Source organism: Nocardioides jiangsuensis (assembly GCF_019679455.1).
GTDB lineage: Bacteria > Actinomycetota > Actinomycetes > Propionibacteriales > Nocardioidaceae > Nocardioides_C > Nocardioides_C jiangsuensis.
In genome coordinates, this window is the sequence record NZ_JAIEZQ010000001.1 from 1,024,757 (window position 1) to 1,041,330 (window position 16,574).

General features: G+C 70.9%; 15 protein-coding genes and 1 pseudogene. 9 read left to right on the top strand and 7 right to left on the bottom strand.

Annotation, left to right across the window (positions count from 1 at the left end):
• Positions 1 to 60: 60 nt before the first annotated feature.
• Positions 61 to 2,205, bottom strand: coding sequence for a glycogen debranching protein GlgX (gene glgX / locus K1X13_RS04745; RefSeq protein WP_221023839.1), 2,145 nt, complete (start codon positions 2,203 to 2,205; stop codon positions 61 to 63).
• Between the two features lie 256 nt (positions 2,206 to 2,461).
• Here glgX and K1X13_RS04750 point away from each other — a divergent pair, with 256 nt between their 5' ends.
• The gene (locus K1X13_RS04750; RefSeq protein ID WP_221023840.1) at positions 2,462 to 3,574 is read left to right on the top strand and encodes a hypothetical protein; all 1,113 of its coding nucleotides are present in this window, start codon (positions 2,462 to 2,464) and stop codon (positions 3,572 to 3,574) included.
• Here the strand turns inward: K1X13_RS04750 and K1X13_RS04755 are convergent.
• Together K1X13_RS04755 and K1X13_RS04760 are read right to left on the bottom strand one after the other, a co-directional pair.
• Positions 3,562 to 4,362, bottom strand: a complete 801-nt coding sequence (locus tag K1X13_RS04755) for a GNAT family N-acetyltransferase (RefSeq protein ID WP_221023841.1) — start codon at positions 4,360 to 4,362, stop codon at positions 3,562 to 3,564. The two genes, K1X13_RS04750 and K1X13_RS04755, sit on opposite strands and share 13 nt — an antisense overlap.
• Positions 4,363 to 4,483: 121 nt before the next feature.
• Positions 4,484 to 4,783, bottom strand: coding sequence for a DUF1905 domain-containing protein (locus K1X13_RS04760; RefSeq protein WP_221023842.1), 300 nt, complete (start codon positions 4,781 to 4,783; stop codon positions 4,484 to 4,486).
• A gap of 221 nt (positions 4,784 to 5,004) precedes the next feature.
• Between K1X13_RS04760 and K1X13_RS04765 the strand changes: the two genes are divergently transcribed.
• From K1X13_RS04765 to K1X13_RS04780, 4 genes are all read left to right on the top strand, one after another.
• Positions 5,005 to 5,388, top strand: a complete 384-nt coding sequence (locus K1X13_RS04765) for a cupin domain-containing protein (protein WP_221023843.1) — start codon at positions 5,005 to 5,007, stop codon at positions 5,386 to 5,388.
• A gap of 79 nt (positions 5,389 to 5,467) precedes the next feature.
• On the top strand, positions 5,468 to 6,718 hold the full coding sequence (locus K1X13_RS04770) for an FAD-dependent oxidoreductase (protein ID WP_221023844.1): 1,251 nt from the start codon (positions 5,468 to 5,470) through the stop codon (positions 6,716 to 6,718).
• 54 nt (positions 6,719 to 6,772) lie between these two features.
• Positions 6,773 to 7,411: a hypothetical protein gene (locus K1X13_RS04775; RefSeq protein WP_221023845.1), complete on the top strand. Its 639-nt coding sequence runs from the start codon at positions 6,773 to 6,775 to the stop codon at positions 7,409 to 7,411.
• 126 nt (positions 7,412 to 7,537) lie between these two features.
• Positions 7,538 to 7,918, top strand: coding sequence for a calcium-binding protein (locus tag K1X13_RS04780; protein ID WP_221023846.1), 381 nt, complete (start codon positions 7,538 to 7,540; stop codon positions 7,916 to 7,918).
• Positions 7,919 to 7,939: 21 nt separating this feature from the next.
• Here K1X13_RS04780 and K1X13_RS04785 read toward each other — a convergent pair whose 3' ends face one another.
• Entirely contained in the window at positions 7,940 to 8,395 is a 456-nt protein-coding gene (locus K1X13_RS04785) for an SRPBCC family protein (RefSeq protein WP_221023847.1), read from the bottom strand.
• 106 nt (positions 8,396 to 8,501) lie between these two features.
• Positions 8,502 to 9,788 carry a patatin-like phospholipase family protein gene (locus K1X13_RS04790; RefSeq protein ID WP_221023848.1) on the bottom strand — a complete coding sequence of 429 codons (1,287 nt, stop codon included), beginning with the start codon at positions 9,786 to 9,788 and terminating at the stop codon, positions 8,502 to 8,504.
• Positions 9,789 to 9,860: 72 nt separating this feature from the next.
• On the opposite strand from K1X13_RS04790, the gene K1X13_RS04795 reads away from it, so the two are divergent.
• On the top strand, positions 9,861 to 10,526 hold the full coding sequence (locus K1X13_RS04795) for a class I SAM-dependent methyltransferase (protein WP_221023849.1): 666 nt from the start codon (positions 9,861 to 9,863) through the stop codon (positions 10,524 to 10,526).
• Between the two features lie 151 nt (positions 10,527 to 10,677).
• Positions 10,678 to 11,034 (top strand): annotated as a pseudogene (locus K1X13_RS04800) (SRPBCC family protein); the annotation flags it as partial.
• Positions 11,035 to 11,200: 166 nt separating this feature from the next.
• Here K1X13_RS04800 and K1X13_RS04805 read toward each other — a convergent pair.
• On the bottom strand, positions 11,201 to 11,566 hold the full coding sequence (locus K1X13_RS04805; protein WP_221023851.1) for a hypothetical protein: 366 nt from the start codon (positions 11,564 to 11,566) through the stop codon (positions 11,201 to 11,203).
• 228 nt (positions 11,567 to 11,794) lie between these two features.
• Positions 11,795 to 13,225, bottom strand: a complete 1,431-nt coding sequence (gene dnaB, locus K1X13_RS04810; protein ID WP_308249399.1) for a replicative DNA helicase — start codon at positions 13,223 to 13,225, stop codon at positions 11,795 to 11,797.
• Between the two features lie 651 nt (positions 13,226 to 13,876).
• Between dnaB and K1X13_RS04815 the strand changes: the two genes are divergently transcribed.
• Positions 13,877 to 15,109 (top strand): hypothetical protein, encoded by a 1,233-nt coding sequence (locus K1X13_RS04815; RefSeq protein ID WP_221023852.1) that lies wholly within the window; start codon positions 13,877 to 13,879, stop codon positions 15,107 to 15,109.
• A gap of 22 nt (positions 15,110 to 15,131) precedes the next feature.
• Entirely contained in the window at positions 15,132 to 16,469 is a 1,338-nt protein-coding gene (locus K1X13_RS04820; RefSeq protein WP_221023853.1) for an MATE family efflux transporter, read from the top strand.
• The last annotated feature ends 105 nt before the right edge of the window (positions 16,470 to 16,574 follow it).

Sequence of the window (16,574 nt, forward strand, 5' to 3'; positions counted from 1 at the left end):
CGGCGTTGAGACGTCAGTCGTGCGGCGTCGAAAGGTCACCCGGACGGGCGCCGTACGGCGTCAGCCCCCGTTGTTCGCGACCCGCGGCCGGCGGAGTACGACGATCGAGCGGCCCGTGACCGGGAACTCCACCCCGGGAAGCAGCGTCGTGGCGTCGTCGAACACCGACACGATCCCGATCTGGTCGTCGCTCGTGTCGAGCTGCACCAGCCAGCCCTCGCCGTACACGTCACCGGGGATCATGAAGTCCATCGGCTCGTGGGAGGCGTTGAACGCGACCAGGAACGAGTCGTCCACGACCCGCTCGCCACGGGTGTCGGGCTCCCAGATCGCGTCGCCGTTGAGGAACACCATCATCGAGCGGGCGTGGCCCTCGTTCCAGTCGGTGTCGGTCATCGCCTCGCCGCTGGGGTTGAACCAGGCCACGTCGCCGAGGCCGCCCTCCTCACCGGGACCGGTGCCGCCGAGGAAGCGGCGCCGGCGGAACACCGGGTGGTCACGGCGCAGCGCCACGACCCGCCGGGCGAAGGCGAGCAGCTCCTCCTGGGTCTTGTCGAGGTCCCAGTCCACCCAGGCCAGCTCGTTGTCCTGGCAGTAGACGTTGTTGTTGCCCTGCTGGCCGCGACCGAGCTCGTCGCCGTGCGCGATCATCGGGATGCCCTGGGAGAGCAGCAGTGTGGTGAGGAAGTTGCGCTGCTGGCGGGCCCGGAGCGCGGTCACCTCGGGGTCGTCGGTGTCACCCTCGACCCCGCAGTTCCAGGACCGGTTGTGGCTCTCGCCGTCCGCGCCGCCCTCGCCGTTCGCCTCGTTGTGCTTCTCGTTGTACGACACCAGGTCGCGCAGGGTGAAGCCGTCGTGCGCGGTGATGAAGTTGACCGACGCGATGGGCTTGCGGCCCGAGTGCTCGTAGAGGTCGGAGGAGCCGGTGATCCGCGACGCCATCTCGCCGAGCGTGGACGGCTCGCCGCGCCAGAAGTCGCGGACGGTGTCGCGGTAGCGGCCGTTCCACTCGGTCCACAGCGGCGGGAAGTTGCCGACCTGGTAGCCGCCGTCGCCGACGTCCCAGGGCTCGGCGATCAGCTTGACCTGGCTGACCACCGGGTCCTGCTGCACCAGGTCGAAGAACGCCGAGAGCCGGTCCACCTCGTGGAACTGACGGGCCAGCGACGAGGCGAGGTCGAACCGGAAGCCGTCGACGTGCATCTCGAGCACCCAGTAGCGCAGCGAGTCCATGATCAGCTGGAGCACGTGCGGGTGCCGCATCAGCAGGCTGTTGCCGGTGCCGGTGGTGTCGAAGTAGTGCGCCTTGTCCTCGTCGACGAGGCGGTAGTAGGCACTGTTGTCGATGCCGCGGAAGCACAGCGTCGGGCCCTGGTGGTTGCCCTCGGCGGTGTGGTTGTAGACCACGTCGAGGATGACCTCGATGTCCGCCTCGTGCAGGGCCTTGACCATGCCCTTGAACTCCTGGACCTGCTGGCCGCGCTGGCCGGCCGCGGAGTAGGCGTTGTGCGGGGCGAAGAAGCCGATGGTGTTGTAGCCCCAGTAGTTCGCAAGCCCCTTCTCGAGCAGGTGAGGGTCCTGGACGAACTGGTGCACCGGCATCAGCTCGATCGCGGTCACCCCGAGCGACTTGAGGTGCTCGATCATCGCCGGGTGGGCGATGCCCGCGTAGGTGCCCCGGATCTCCTCCGGGATGCCCGGGTGGGTCTGGGTCAGGCCCTTGACGTGCGCCTCGTAGACGACCGAGTCGTGGTACTCGTGGTCGGGGCTGCGGTCGTTGCCCCAGTCGAAGAACGGGTTGACCACGACCGAGAGCATGGTGTGGCCGGCGCTGTCGTCGTCGTTGAACGCGTCGGGCTTGCCGAAGCGGTAGGAGAACAGCGACTCGTCGCCGTCGATCTGCCCCTCGACGGCCTTGGCGTACGGGTCGAGCAGCAGCTTCGCGGGGTTGCACCGGTGCCCGTTCGCGGGGTCGAAGGGGCCGTGCACGCGGTAGCCGTAGCGCTGGCCGGGCTGGACGCCGGGCAGGTAGACGTGGTGCACGAACCCGTCGGTCTCCGGCAGGTCGATCCTGGTCTCCGCCCCGTCGTCGCCGATCAGGCACAGCTCCACCCGCTCGGCGACCTCCGAGAACAGCGCGAAGTTGACGCCGGACCCGTCGTACGACGCACCCAACGGGTAAGAACGTCCAGGCCAGATCTGCATGCTGCTCCCTCAGGGTGTTCACGACTTTCCAGGACGACGGTAGGCCACACGCGCTCCCCCGGGCACCGTCGAGGTCACTAGGTCTTTCCCCGGGGACCGGATCGGAAACCCTCGGGCCGAGGCGCGAGACGAGGCGCCGGCGCGCCCGGAACCGTGCTCGGCGGGCCCGGGGAGAGCGGCGGTGTCGAACGTCTCAGGTGCGGGCCGGACCGGCCGATGGCGAAGGGGACAACCGTCCTCGGCCCAGGAGCCCCCCATGCCCGTCGTGCTGCCCGCTCATGGTCCGCGAGGCCACCGGCCCCGCAGGTCAGCCGTCCGGGCGGTCGCGTCCGCACTCACCGTGGCGCTGGTCGCGGCGCTGCCCGTCACCGCCGCCGGCGCGGCCCGGCCTCCCGCCTCCGTCGCGGACGAGCCGTCGTCGCTGTCGGTCCGCACCGCCGGTGACCTCCGCGTCAGCGGGAAGGTGCGGCCCGCGACGGCCCGGCCGGTGCGGGTCGAGCGCCGGGTCGGCGACTCCTGGGTGACCGTCGCCACGACCCGCTCGAACGCGGACGGCAGGTTCTCGGCGGAGGTCCCCACCACGCTGTTCGTCGGGAGGAGCCGGCTGCGCACGCTCCTGCCCGCGGCCGGCGGCGCTCCGGAGACGGTCGGCGACGCGACCACCGTCACCATCCGAGCCAAGGGCAAGGCGTCCTCCAGGTCCCTGCTGATCCCCGGCAAGGAGGCGCACCGTTGGGATCCGTGCCGGACCATCGACTACCGGGTCAACCTGCGGCAGGCACCGCCCGGGACCCTCGGCGAGGTCCGGGGCGCGTTGAGGCGGGTCACCATGCAGTCGGGTCTGCGGTTCCGGTACGCCGGCGCGACCGGCGTCGTCCCGGGCACCCGCAATGGGACGTACCCGCCGGGCACCGACCTGGTGCTCGCCTGGGTCCGTCCGGGGCAGTCCAGCCACTTCCCCCGGGGCTCCGGGGCGGCCGGCTTCGGCGGCGCCTACGGGAGCCTGACCCTCGACGTGAACGACCGGGCCGTCCCGACGCTGAGCGACGGGTTCGTGCTGATCGAGTCCGGGGTGTACGAGAAGCTGGACCCGGGGTTCGGGGCCGGGAAGCCCTACGGCTACAGCGGCACCCGCGGGCAGCTGCTCATGCACGAGATCGGCCACGCCGTCGGCATGGGGCACGCGGACCGGGACCGCGGCCAGGTCATGTACCCGGTGATGCAGGACGCCCCCGCCGTCTGGGGGCGGGGCGACGCGGCCAACCTCGAGCGGCTCGGGCTGTCGGCCGGCTGCATCGCCGGGCCGGCGGACGCCCGTACGACCGCGCGACGGCCTGGCACGCCCCGGGTTCTCGCCTACCTGCCCTGACCCGCCTCCACCCCGCCCGGGTGGGTGAACGGCGTGGTCGTGGCGAGCTCGACGAACCCGAGCCGCCGCAGGATCGGCCGGCTGTCCGGGGATGCGTCGACCTGCACGTACCGGAACCCGTGGGCGGCCGCCTGGGCGGCGCGGTAGGCGACCACGGCGCGGAAGACGCCGCGGCCCCGCCACTCGGGCAGCGTCCCGCCACCCCAGATGCTGGCGAAGTCGGTGCCGTGGTGGAGCTCGAGCCGACCGGCGCACACCGGCCGGCCCTCGGCCGTGGCAACCACGGCCGCGACCGTGCGCGGGCGCCGGGCCAACCCGTCGAGGACGTGCCGGCCGATCGCGGAGTGGTCCCCGCCGAACACCTCGTCGTGGACACGGACCAGCGCCTCGGCCCCCGCCGCGTCGACGACGTCGACCAGCTCCACGCCCGGCGGAGGCGACACGTCGAGAGCGAGGTCGGCGACGTCCGCGACCAACAGGGTCTCCTCCGGCTCGCGCGTCAGCCCGGCCGCGACCAGCCGCTCGGGCAGGTCGGCGGGCCGGTCGTGGGAGTAGTGCTTCCACTCCCACGGGCGGGACACCTCGGCGAAGCGGGCGACCTGGGCGGCGATCGCCGCGTCCGCGGTGTCCTCGTCGAGGTCGGACCAGGTCACCCCGTTCCAGCCATGCTCGGGAGCCACGCTGCGCACCACTCCGCCGTCGCGCTCGACGAGACCGTCCGGGCCGTCGGGGGCCGGGTTGCGCCGGATCTGGTCGTCGTACGCCGCGAGCACCGCGTGGGAGTCCATGCGCGTAGCCGACCAGATCAGTCGTCAGCCCCGCAACCGGCTTTCACCGCAAGACCCGCGCCGGTGGCCGGCCCCGGGGCGCCGCCGTAAGGGTTCGCGAGGCGACAGGTTCCCGAGGGCATCAGCGCTCGAGTCGCTCAAGCAGGCGCACGCTGACGGAGTCACCGGCCTCCTTGCCGATCGCCGTGCGGACCTCGGCCTTCACCGGCAGCTTGTGGGTGCCGTCGCCCAGCGCCATGAACGAGCTCTGGAAGGGGTGGCCGTCGATGGTTCCGCGCACCTTGACCAGCCCCCGGGTGCCGAAGCACCGCACCGAGTCCTGCCAGACGACGTAGGTCCAGCCGCCCTTGCTCGGGCTCTTGCGCAGGGTGGCGGTGAACTGCTCGTCCATCTCGGCCTCCTCGGGTCCGGCTCTCAGCATGGTGGACTCCGCCGAGCGCGGGAACTCATCGCGGTCCCGTGCGGAGACCAGCAATACGGCGGCCGACGGTCCCGGGTTTCGACGTCGAGGCTGTGCCGGTCTCGACGCACGGCACACGGCAGACCGGGTCCGACGGGCCCGTTGACCGGTCGGCACGGCCAGGTTCATGCTGCAGGAGTCTCCCTGTGGGGAGCTTGTCGAGGCCCGATCGGAGGGAAGCCATGAGCGACGAGGCACCCGTGTTCCGGGTGAGTCCGGCCGAGCGGACCGAGGGCGCACCCACCCCGGGGATGAACCGCGAGCAGGCGGTCTCCACCGAGCACATGTGGGCCGGCTTCGTGACCACCGACGCCGGGATGGTGTCCGGATGGCACCACCACGGCGAGTACGAGTCGAGCATCTACGTCGTCTCGGGTGCGCTGCGGATGGAGTTCGGCCCAGGCGGACGCGACGTGCTCGAGGCCGCGGACGGTGACTTCGTGTACGTCGCGCCGCACGCGATCCACCGCGAGGGCAACCCCGCGGACGAGCCGTCCACGCTGGTCGTCGTGCGTTCCGGCACCGGCGACCCGGTGACGAACGTCGACGGCCCAGCGCCCGGCTGACCCGGGTCACCCGGTGGTGGCCGCGCCAGGGACGCCCGCGCGGACCTGCGGACTCACCGTGAACGAGGAAGGGGCATCGATGAGCGAGCGCACGACCTGCGTGGTCATCGGAGGCGGGCCCGCCGGCATGGTGCTCGGGCTGCTGCTCGCCCGGGCCGGGGTCGAGGTGAGCGTGCTGGAGAAGCACGGCGACTTCCTGCGGGACTTCCGCGGGGACACCGTCCACCCGTCGACGCTGCGGCTGCTCGACGAGCTGGGCCTCGGCGAGAGGTTCGCCCGGCTGCCGTACAGCCGGTTGCACGAGGTCGCCTTCCCGATCGACGGCGGGCGCACCGTGGTCGTGGCCGACTTCCGCAGGTTGAAGGGGCGCTACCCCTACGTCGCGATGGTGCCGCAGTGGGACCTGCTCAACCTGCTGGCCGACGCGGGCAGGGAGGAACCGAGCTTCACGCTGCGGATGCGGACCGAGGTGACCGACCTGGTACGCGAGGCGGGCCGGGTCGCGGGGGTGCGCTACCGCACGGAGGACGGCGCCACCGGGGAGATCCGCGCCGACCTGACCGTGGCCTGCGACGGCCGCTGGTCCATCGCGCGTCAGCAGGCGCACCTCCGCCCCAGGGAGTTCCCCGTCTCGATCGACGCCTGGTGGTTCCGGCTCCCGCGTGCGCCGGAGGACCACCCCTCCGCACTGACGCCGCGGGCGGGCAGGGGGCGCTTCGCGCTGGTCATCCCGCGCAAGGACTTCCTCCAGCTCGCCTACATCGCGCCGAAGGGAACCGATCCCCAGCTGCGGGCACGCGGGATCGAGAGCTTCCGCCGGGACATCGCCGAGCTCATGCCCGAGTTCGAGGAGCGCGTGGACGCACTGGGGTCGATGGACGAGGTCAAGCACCTCGACGTGCGGGTGAACCGGCTGAGCCGGTGGCACGTCGACGGCCTGCTCTGTATCGGCGACGCCGCGCACGCGATGTCCCCGGTAGGCGGGGTCGGCATCAACCTCGCCGTCCAGGACGCCGTGGCCGCGGCGACCCTGCTCGCCGACCCGCTGTTACGGGGCGCGGTGACCTCGGCCGACCTGGCGGCGGTGCGCACCCGCAGGCTCCTCCCGACGATCGTCATCCAGGCACTGCAGCGGCTGCTGCACCGAGGTCTGGTGAAGCCGATCCTCGACGGGCGACGGATGGGCCCGCCGCGACCGGTCCTGGCGATCTTGCGGCACGTTCCGAAGGCGTCGTACGCGACGGCGTACCTCATTGGCGTCGGGCCACGACCCGAGCATGCGCCGGCGTTCGCCAGGCGTTCCGCCCAGGACGCGTCGCCGAACGCCTGACGCGACGCGGGAAACGGCGCCGGCCGGTCCCTGGGTACCTCTACGCTCCCGGTCATGGGTGTGTTCCTGGACGTGACGCTGTCGCGGGTGCCGGCCGGCATCGACTTCGCCGAGCCGCTGCGGCAGCTGTTCGCGTGGGTCGAGGACCAGGGGTACGTCCACTGCGGGCGGGGCGGGGAGCTGTTCGGCACCTTGGACGGCGACCGGCACCTCGGCACGAGCATCGGCCTGCGCGGCCACGGGGCGGACGAGACCTCGTCGTACGTCCAGGACTGGTTCGGCGAGGTCCGCGACGAGCCCCGTCCGTGGCTGTGGCCGTTCGCCAGGACGGGTAGCGACGGCTCCACCGCCGCTCTCTGGCTGGGCATCGACGGGGCGACCCGGATCGTCCACCTGGGGTCGGGCAGCGGCTCCATGATGACCTGCGTCCTCGCCGAGGACCCGGTCGACTTCCTCAGGTTGCTGGCGATCGGCTACCGGGAGATCTGCTGGAACGTCGACTACGCCGCGCCCCCGGAGCCGCTGTACGCGCAGCACGAGGTCGTCAACGCGCCGTACCGAGACTGGGTGCGCTCGACCTTCGGGGTGACGATCCCCCGGACCGGCCTGGAGATCGTCCCCGAACCGGCCGAGATGGGCGACGAGAACACCACCGACCCGTTCTGCCGCCTGGTCAACCGGCTGACCGGCTGACCAGGCCCGCGCGCTGGTCCCTGGGGCGGGCCGAGTCCGTCTACGCGGCGCGCCCACCCGCTTGTGCCGCTCCGGTGGGACCAACGGCCCTGCGCGACGGAGAGCGCCCCGATCTAGCGTCGAATCATGAAGACTCGACTCCAGAAGCACCTCGCCATGACCGTCGCGGGATCCGCGGCGGTCGTCGCCACCTTGATGGGCCTCACCGTCGCTCCGAGCCAGGGCGCGGCCGCGTACGCGTGCCACGGGCGCACCGCGACCATCGTCGGCAGCGCGTCCTCCAACGAGATCGACGGCACCTCCGGACCCGACGTGATCGTCGGCCTCGGGGGCAACGACGACATCGAGGGGCACGGCGGCAACGACGTCGTCTGCGGCGGTCGGGGAAGTGACGAGCTCGAGGGTGACCGAGGGAACGACCGGCTGTACGGCGGGCGCGGTTACGACGAGGCCGAAGGGGGACCTGGCGCGGACGTGTGCAAGGCGGAAAAGACCGAGAGCTGCTGATCCCGGACAGAGCGGCACGCGTCAACCCTCGACGAGCACGGCGAGCCTGGCGAGCGCCTCCCTCCAGCCGGCTTCGTTGTCCGCGGTCGATACGCCACGGGGAAGCCCCTCGTGCACAGCGACCAGGTCGGTGCCGTCGCCCGCATCCGCGAGCGTGATGGTGATCGTCATCTCACCGCGAAAAGCCGGGTCTTCGGTCTCGAACTCGTCCGCCTCGACGACGACCTCGTCGGGCACGAGCCTGACGAAACGACCGCGGTAGGTGTCGGTGTGTGCGGTGGTCTTTCCCCGGCTGTCCATCCCGTCGTAGGTGAGCGAGATCCGGAACGTGCCGCCTTCCCGTCCGTCGAACTCGTGAACGTGACAGGACATACCCGTGGGCACCTTCCACCGGGAGACCGCCTCCGCATCGACGAGGGCACGGTAGACACGTCCACGAGGCGCGTTCAGGTGACGCGTCACCAGGATGGAGGTCATGTCTTCCATGGTGCCCCGCCGGTGACGGGGAGTCGTCCGGATCCGGGGACGCCGACGTGGCGCCCGGTACGGCGTGCGGAGCTCGACCTCCGTGACCGATCGCGCATCAGCTCGCGGGCTCCGGAAGCCCCTCGGTCCGCCACAGGTCGGGATGGTCCTCGACCCAACGCTGCGCGTCGCGACGGCCGAACTCAGAGGCGGCGTCGAAGAAGTCGGGGTCGAACAGGAGGTAGGACAAGAGCTCGCCCTGAAGCGGGCTGTCGCTGCCGAGCAGCCGGTGCATGATCTGCATGTCCGGATCGCCGAGGGTGCGGAGCAGCGAGCCGTGGTTGGCGCGAAAGACCTCCATCGCGGCGCGGGCAAGCTCCTCGCCGTCTTCGGGGGCGACTGCGACGTAGGGCACCGTGCGGTACGCCGACTGGCCGCGACCCTCGCGGTGACGTCGGAGGGAAGGGGCCAGCTCGGCGTCCTGCGTCATGGCGTTGACCTCTGCGAGCCGCCGCAGGTCGTGGCGCAGCGGGTCGTCCATGACCGCGCCGAGCAGGGTCGCCCCGCCGTCGCCCAGGTCGACGGCGACCCCGTCCAGGTCGAGGTCCTGGTCTGGCGGGCGCAGCGCGCCGGTGCCGACCACCATGATGCGATCGGCCCCGAGCTCGAGGGCCGGAGCGAGCGGCTCACGACGGCGGGTGGCGCCGTCGACGTACCACCCCGCGGCCTCGGCGGGCTCGTCGACGCGCACCGAGGGGAACAGGGCCGGGATCGCCGCGGAGGCCATCAGGTGGGAGACCTGAAGCCGGGTGGCGACGAAGCGGCCGTGGTACTCGGGCGCCGCGCGCGGTATGGGGGAGGCGGACTCGGTGAACACCACGACTCGCCCGGTCCGGACGGACGTCGCCGTGACGGCCGCAACGTCGACGACACCCTCCTCGACGTTGCGATGCAGTGCCTCCCAGTCGATGGACTGCGCGAGGGTTCGGGCGAGCGGCTGGGTCCCGAACAACCCGCGCAGTCGGAAGAACGACAGGCCCAGCGTCTCCGACGTGTAGCGTGCCAGCACCTCGGGCACCTGCCTCCACAGCGGCCGCATCACGTGCCGCTTGGTGGCTTGGTCGAGCACGTCCCTGAGCCGTGCGACCTGCTCGCCGGCCTCCAGGTGAGCCGTTGCCGCGAGGACGCCGCTGAGCAGTGCACCGGCGCTGGTGCCGATCAGCACGCACGGACGTGTGCCGCTCTCCGCCAACGCCGGCAGCAGTACCTCCAGGGCGCCCACCTGGTACGCCGATCGGGCACCACCGGCGTCGAGCACCAGAGCCACCCGTGTCCCGGCGTTGTCCGGGCTCTCGCGGCGGTCGCGGGGCTTGACGTCGCGAGAACTGCTGCTGGCCGACTGCATCCGGCGATGCTAGACCGTCCACGCCATTCGGTGCCGCCCGACGGTGCCGGCCGGCGTGCGATCATCCGGCTCGTGACCTCCTCGACGCCCGATCCGCTCGGCTTCCGCAGAGTGCGACACGCCTACGACACGGTGGCGGAGGACTACGCCGCCTACCTGCCGGACACCCGTGCCGAGGCTCCGCTCGACCTCGCCATGGTCGATGCCTTCGCTGAGGCGGTGACGTCGGGCGACGACGCACAGGTCCTGGACGCGGGATGCGGCGCGGGTCGGATGAGCCGGTACCTCGCCGAGCGAGGATGCCTCGTCGAGGGAGTCGACCTGTCGTCGAGCATGGTCGCGATGGCCCGACGTGACCACCCCGACCTGGTGTTCACCGTGGGCTCGTTGACCGACCTCCCGTACCCCGATGACCGGTTCGCAGGCGTGATGCTGTGGTACTCGATCATCCACACCCCTCCCGCCGGCCAGGCACGCATCTTCGCTGAGGCGACCCGGGTCCTGCGCCCTGGTGGTCACGTGCTGGTCGGTTTCCAGTCCGGCGAAGGGACGCGCGACGTGTCCGGGGCGTACCGCCGGTTCGGTCACGAGATCCAGCTCGAGCGCCACCTCTACACGCCTGATCACGTTGCCTGTCAGATCGAGGCGGCCGGCCTACGAGAAGTGTGCCGCTTGGTGCGACGCGCTCAGGGCAACGAGAAGGACGATCAGGCCGTCCTGCTTGCCAAGGCCGATTGAGAGACCCCCGCACATTGGCTTGTCGGGACGGTCCGCAGCCGCCGGATTCACCGGTTGAGCGAAGCCGGCCTGACATGACGGGCGACCTACCCAGCCATCCCTTCAGCCGTTCCCCCGACGAGGTGTTCGCCTACCCGTTGATCCGGCCAATCTCCCCAGGTGGCAGGAGAATGTGGTCTCCGCGACCCATGATGGAGCGCTGGGGCTGGGGGCGCGGGTGGTCACTGTTCGTCGCCTGGGCAAGCGGGAGCAGACGATGACGTTGGAGATGACTGGGTACGACGCCCCTCACAGCTGGTCGCTGAGAGGCGTCGACGGACCGGTGCGCGCGCTCGTGACGACTCGGATCGAGCCGCTGGATGACGGCGCCCGGAGTCGGGTCACGATCGAACTCGACTTCGAGGGGCATGGCATCGGGAAGGTGCTGGTGCCGCTCCTTGTCCGACCGGAATCGCGTCAGGGCCTTCCGCGAAATCTCGAACTGCTGCGCATCAGTCTCGAGGGCTGAGCAGCAACCCTGAACGGGCGCAGGGCGGCTCATCCGCCTCTGTCTGGCCACGTCTACCCGCACGCGCACAAGATCGCAGGGTCTTGGCGCTGCGCCGACCTCGTCAGGTTGCTCTGGACGCGGGAACGCGCGATTTGCGGTAATTGAGAGTGTTCCAATGTGAGCCCTAGCGTGCTGAAGACCGTGCCCAGGAGAAGGCGATGAGTGCGACCGCGATGACCGCGCCCGCCAGCAATACGGCGCCGATCAGAGGGAAGGGTTCGGTGACGTACACGGTCGGGAGACCGTCGTACTCGCAGGTGACGGTGATGGGGTTGTCCATGTACGCCGGTCGGCCACCGGAAGCCTCGGGCGGAGAAAAGTGCGACCGAGGAGACGCGCAGTAGTCATTGAGGTACTGAGCCTGGCCTAGAAGCCAAACGAGTCCGGAGAGCAGGACAGCGATGCCGGTGACCGCCGAGGCGACGAGCAGCCGCGAGACTGCGATGCCTTGGTGCATGTGGCGTTGTACACCTGCGTTGCGTATCGACATGGCTCAATAGTGCACCCGGCAGACGGCTGTTTTGTCCGCCTGGAACCGAACTGCGCAGGACCTACACATCACCCGCACACGTGATGACGAGGCACGCGCCCCACGCGGCATGGCCGGGCGAGCGCAGCCGCCCTCAACGTGGCTATAAGAAAGGCGTGCGCGACGCGCGCAAAGTCGCGGCATCATGACATGACAAGCGGCCTTGTGCTGTCTATCCGGACGGCGCGCTCAGCCGTGCGCCATGTCCACGAAGCGCGAGTAGTGGCCCTGGAAGGCGACGGTGACGTCGCGGGTCGGCCCGTTACGGTGCTTGGCCACGATCAGGTCGGCCTCACCCGGACGGGTGGACTCCTTCTCGTAGACGTCCTCGCGGTGCAGCAGGATCACCATGTCGGCGTCCTGCTCGATCGCACCGGACTCACGAAGGTCCGACACCATGGGGCGCTTGTCCGCACGCTGCTCGGGACCACGGTTGAGCTGCGAGAGCGCAATGATCGGGACCTCGAGCTCCTTGGCGAGCAGCTTGATCTGACGGGAGAACTCCGAGACCTCGAGCTGGCGAGACTCGACCTTCTTGCCCGAGCTCATCAGCTGGAGGTAGTCGATCACGATCAGCCGCAGGTCGTGGCGCTGCTTGAGCCGGCGGGCCTTGGCCCGGATCTCCATCATCGTCATGTTCGGCGAGTCGTCGATGAAGAAAGGCGCCGAGGACACCTCGCCCATCTTGCGCGCGAGCTTGGCCCAGTCGTCGTCGGTCATGTGGCCGTTGCGCATGTGGTTGAGCGGGATCTTCGCCTCCGCCGACAGCAGCCGCATGGTGATCTCGTTGCGCGTCATCTCCAGCGAGAAGATGACGCTGGCCAGGTTGTGGTGGATCGAGGCGGCGCGGCAGAAGTCGAGCGCCAGCGTCGACTTACCGACCGCCGGTCGCGCCGCGATGATGATCATCTGGCCGCCGTGCAGTCCGTTGGTGAGATCGTCGAGGTCCGCGAACCCGGTCGGGACGCCCACCATCTGGCCGTCACGGTTGGAGATCGCCTCGATCTCGTCGAGGGTCGCCTCCATGATGTCGCTGAGCGGCGAGTAGTCCTCGGAGGTGCGCTTGTCGGTGACCTGGTAGATCTCCGCCTGGGCCCGGTCGACGACCTCGTCGACCTGTCCCTCCCCCGCGTAACCCATCTGCGCGATCCGGGTGCCGGCACCGACGAGTCGCCGGAGGATCGCCTTCTCCCGGACGATCTCGGCGTAGTAGCCGGCGTTCGCCGCGATCGGCACGCTGGCCGAGAGGGTGTGGAGGTACGGCGCCCCGCCGATCTTGGCGAGCTCCCCCCGCCGCTGGAGCTCCGCGGCGATCGTGACCGGGTCGGCGGGCTCGCCGCGACCGTAGAGGTCGACGATGGCGTCGAAGATCGTCTCGTGCGCCGGCCGGTAGAAGTCCGTGCCCCGCACCGACTCGATCACGTCGGCGATCGCGTCCTTCGACAGCAGCATCGAGCCGATCACGCTCTGCTCGGCGTTGTTGTCCTGCGGCGGCGTGCGGTCACCGCCGCCCCCGCCGTTCCCGCCGCCGTGCTCCCCGCCCCCGTCGTACGACGAGGACCAGCCCGCACCGGCGTCCAGGGCCGGTCCCGCGCTGCTGGGGAACTCCGCAATGCTCACTCGATGCCTCCACGGCTGATGTCCTTGATGTCTCACGACACTACGGAGCGTCACCCCCAGAAGAGTGGCGACCACGCCGACGAGACACCGGTCGCGAGCCCGTCGGGCGAGTGTCGGGGGTGGCCGCACACCGCGTACGCGAAGGCTGACGGTACGTGCCGCAAGGCCCCTGCGGAAAGTCCGTTATCCACAGGCCCTGGGGATAACCGGGTACCTCGTGTGGAACGCGCCGACAAACATGTGCACAGGTTGTTCACACACCTGTGGACAACCTGTGCGCAGGACCCGGAAACACGCCTCTGACCTGCGGAAACACGATCCACCGCATGTGGACCCAAGAAACGTCGGAAAGTTCTCGTTCACCGAGATGTCTTGATCTGGCCGTACTGTCGCGATGGTGGCTTTTGCGCGGACTATCACAAATACCCACAGGTCCGGGATAGTTACACACAACTATCCCGGGCCTAGTCATCTCGGGTGTTCTGCACCGTCCGGACGGGACCTGCGGCTCGCGTCCCGGTACGTCGCGCTCTCGCCCCACCGACCCTGGTAAGTTCACGCGTGCGCGTGTCGCGCCACAGGTGGAGAACAGCAGCTCGAGGGGGCCCAGTGCGAGGCAGGAAGCCAGTCGTCTTCTTGCACATCGGTGCCATGAAGACCGGCACCACCTTCCTCCAGCAGCTGATGAGCGCCAACAAGGAGGACCTGCTCAAGGCGGGCTTCCTGTTCCCCGGCGACTCCTGGGCCGAGCAGGCGCTGGCCACCCGCGACGTGATGGACCGCAACAAGGAAGACCCGGCGCTGCGGGCGCAGTGCGCGGGCAAGTGGCGCAAGCTCGTCGACGAGATGCTGGCCTACGACGGCACGGCCTCGGTCTTCTCGATGGAGTTCCTCAGCTACGCCTCGCACGACGAGGCCAAGCGGATCACGAAGTCGCTGTCCAAGGCCGAGGTCCACGTCGTGCTCACCGTCCGTGACGCCACCGGCGCGATCCCTGCCCAGTGGCAGACGTTCTCGCGCAACGGTGGCGTGGTGTCGTGGCCCGACTTCGCCCGCGGCGCGGTCTCGGTGAACGGAGCGCCCGTGCAGGGCGAGCTCGCGCAGGGCGCCCGGGCGTTCCGGCGCACCCAGGGGATCCCGCAGATGCTCGAGGTGTGGGGCAAGCGGGTTCCCGCGGAGCGGCTGCACGTGGTCACCGTCCCACGCAGGCCGACCGACCGGCTCGAGCTGTGGCGCCGCTTCGCCGAGGTGGTCGGCCTGGACCACGCCGTCGTCTCCGAGCTCACCAACCGCACCAACACCTCCCTCGGCCAGGCGTCTGCGGACCTGATGCGCCGGGTCAACCGCGGGCTGGTCGACGTCCCCGCCAACGAGTACCACCCGACGATCCGCGGCTATCTCGGCGAGCGGGTGCTCTCCCAGCGCGCGCACCTCGAGAAGCGCGCCGAGCTCGACCTGGTCACCCTGGAGTTCGCCGCCGCCTGGAACCACCGGGTCCGCGAGGCGATCCGCGCCAGCAAGGCCCGGTTCGTCGGCGACCTCGACGACCTGCCCGTCGAGGTGCCCGCGGCCCTGGCCGAGAGCGCGCCGCCGGTGCTCACCGACCCCGGTGCCGACGAGCTGCTCGAGGCAGCGGCCTCCGCCCGTGACGGCCTGCTCCGGCGGATCCGCCAGCAGACCAAGCGGATCCGCCGCGCGGGGGGCCGCGTCCCGCACGTGGACCTGACCACCCTGGTCACCGACCTGCCGACCGGCCCGGACCGGTGGAACGGCCAGGCGGACCCGGTCGAGGCGGCCGTCGAGGAGGTCACCGCGCTCTGCCGCACGCTCATCGAGCTGCGCCGTACCGCGCTGACGACCCTGGGCGCGGCCGGCCTCGACTGACGCCCGTCGTACCGTCGTCGCCGTGCCCCGCCGTACCGCCGCCGACGCCGGCCATGACCGGGAGATCCTCCGGCTGGCGGTGCCGGCGTTCCTCGCGCTGGTCGCCGAGCCGCTCTTCCTGCTCGCCGACGCGGCGATCATCGGCCACCTCGGCACCCCCGAGCTGGCTGGTCTCGGCATCGCCGGCGCCGTCGTGCAGACCGTGGTGGGACTGTGCATCTTCCTCGCCTACGGCACCACCGCGTCCGTGGCCCGGCGACTGGGCGCCGGCGACACCCGCGGCGCCCTCGCCCAGGGGATCGACGGGATCTGGCTGGCGGTCCTCATCGGTGTGGTCACCACCGTGCTCGGCGTGCTGCTCACCGACCCGCTGGTCGCCCTGTTCGGCCCCGGCCCCGAGGTCGCCGAGCAGGCCGGCAGCTACCTGAGGGTGGCCTTCCTGGGGGTCACCCCGCTGCTGGTGATGCTGGCCGCCACCGGGATCCTCCGCGGTCTCCAGGACACCCGGACCCCGCTCTACGTCGCGGTGGGCGGGAACCTGCTCAACGTCGTCCTCAACCTGGCCCTGGTCTACGGCCTGGACCTGGGGGTGGCCGGCTCCGCGCTCGGCACCGACCTGGCCCAGCTCGGCTCCGCGGCGGCGCTGGTCGTGGTCGTGGTCCGGGCGGCCCGAGCGCACGGGGCGCCGCTGACCCCCGACCTGCCCGGCGTACGGCGGGCCGCGCACGCCGGGGTCGCGCTCGTCGTGCGCACCCTCACCCTGCGCGCCTCGCTGTTGGTGATGACGTACGGCGCCGTCGGGCTCGGCGCCACCGCCACCGCGACCCACCAGCTCGCCGCGACCATCTGGACCTTCCTCGCCTTCGCCCTGGACGCCGTTGCGATCGCCGCCCAGGCGATCACCGGCCGCTACCTCGGCGCCGGAGACCTGGACCGCACCCGGGCGGTCACCGACCGGATGGTCCGGTGGGGCGTCGTCGGCGGCGTGGCCACCGGCCTGCTGCTCGCGGCGGCCAGCCCGCTGCTCGGCCCGCTGTTCACCACCGACCCCGAGGTGCGCGCCCTGCTGGTGCCGGTGCTGCTCGTCGCGGCCCTGTTCCAGCCCGTCGCCGGGGTGGTCTTCGTGCTGGACGGGGTCCTGATCGGCGCCGGGGACGGCCGTTACCTGGCCTGGGCCGGGGTGCTGGTGCTGGCGGTGTTCGCCCCGGCCGGTCTCCTGGTCGCCGCCGCGGCGCAGGAGCCCGGGCGCGGCCTGGTCTGGCTCTGGGTGACCTTCGGCGTCGCGTTCATGGGCAGCCGTGCCGTGGTCCTGCTCGCCCGCGCCCGGGGTGTGGGATGGATGACCACCGGTGCTCGGTGAGCCTGGCCTAGGCTGACCGGCATGCCCGTCCTCCTCGCCGCGGTGGCCACCGGCGTCGCCGCGCTGCTCGCGGTCGCGGGTCTGGTGGAACCCCCGGTAGCCGAG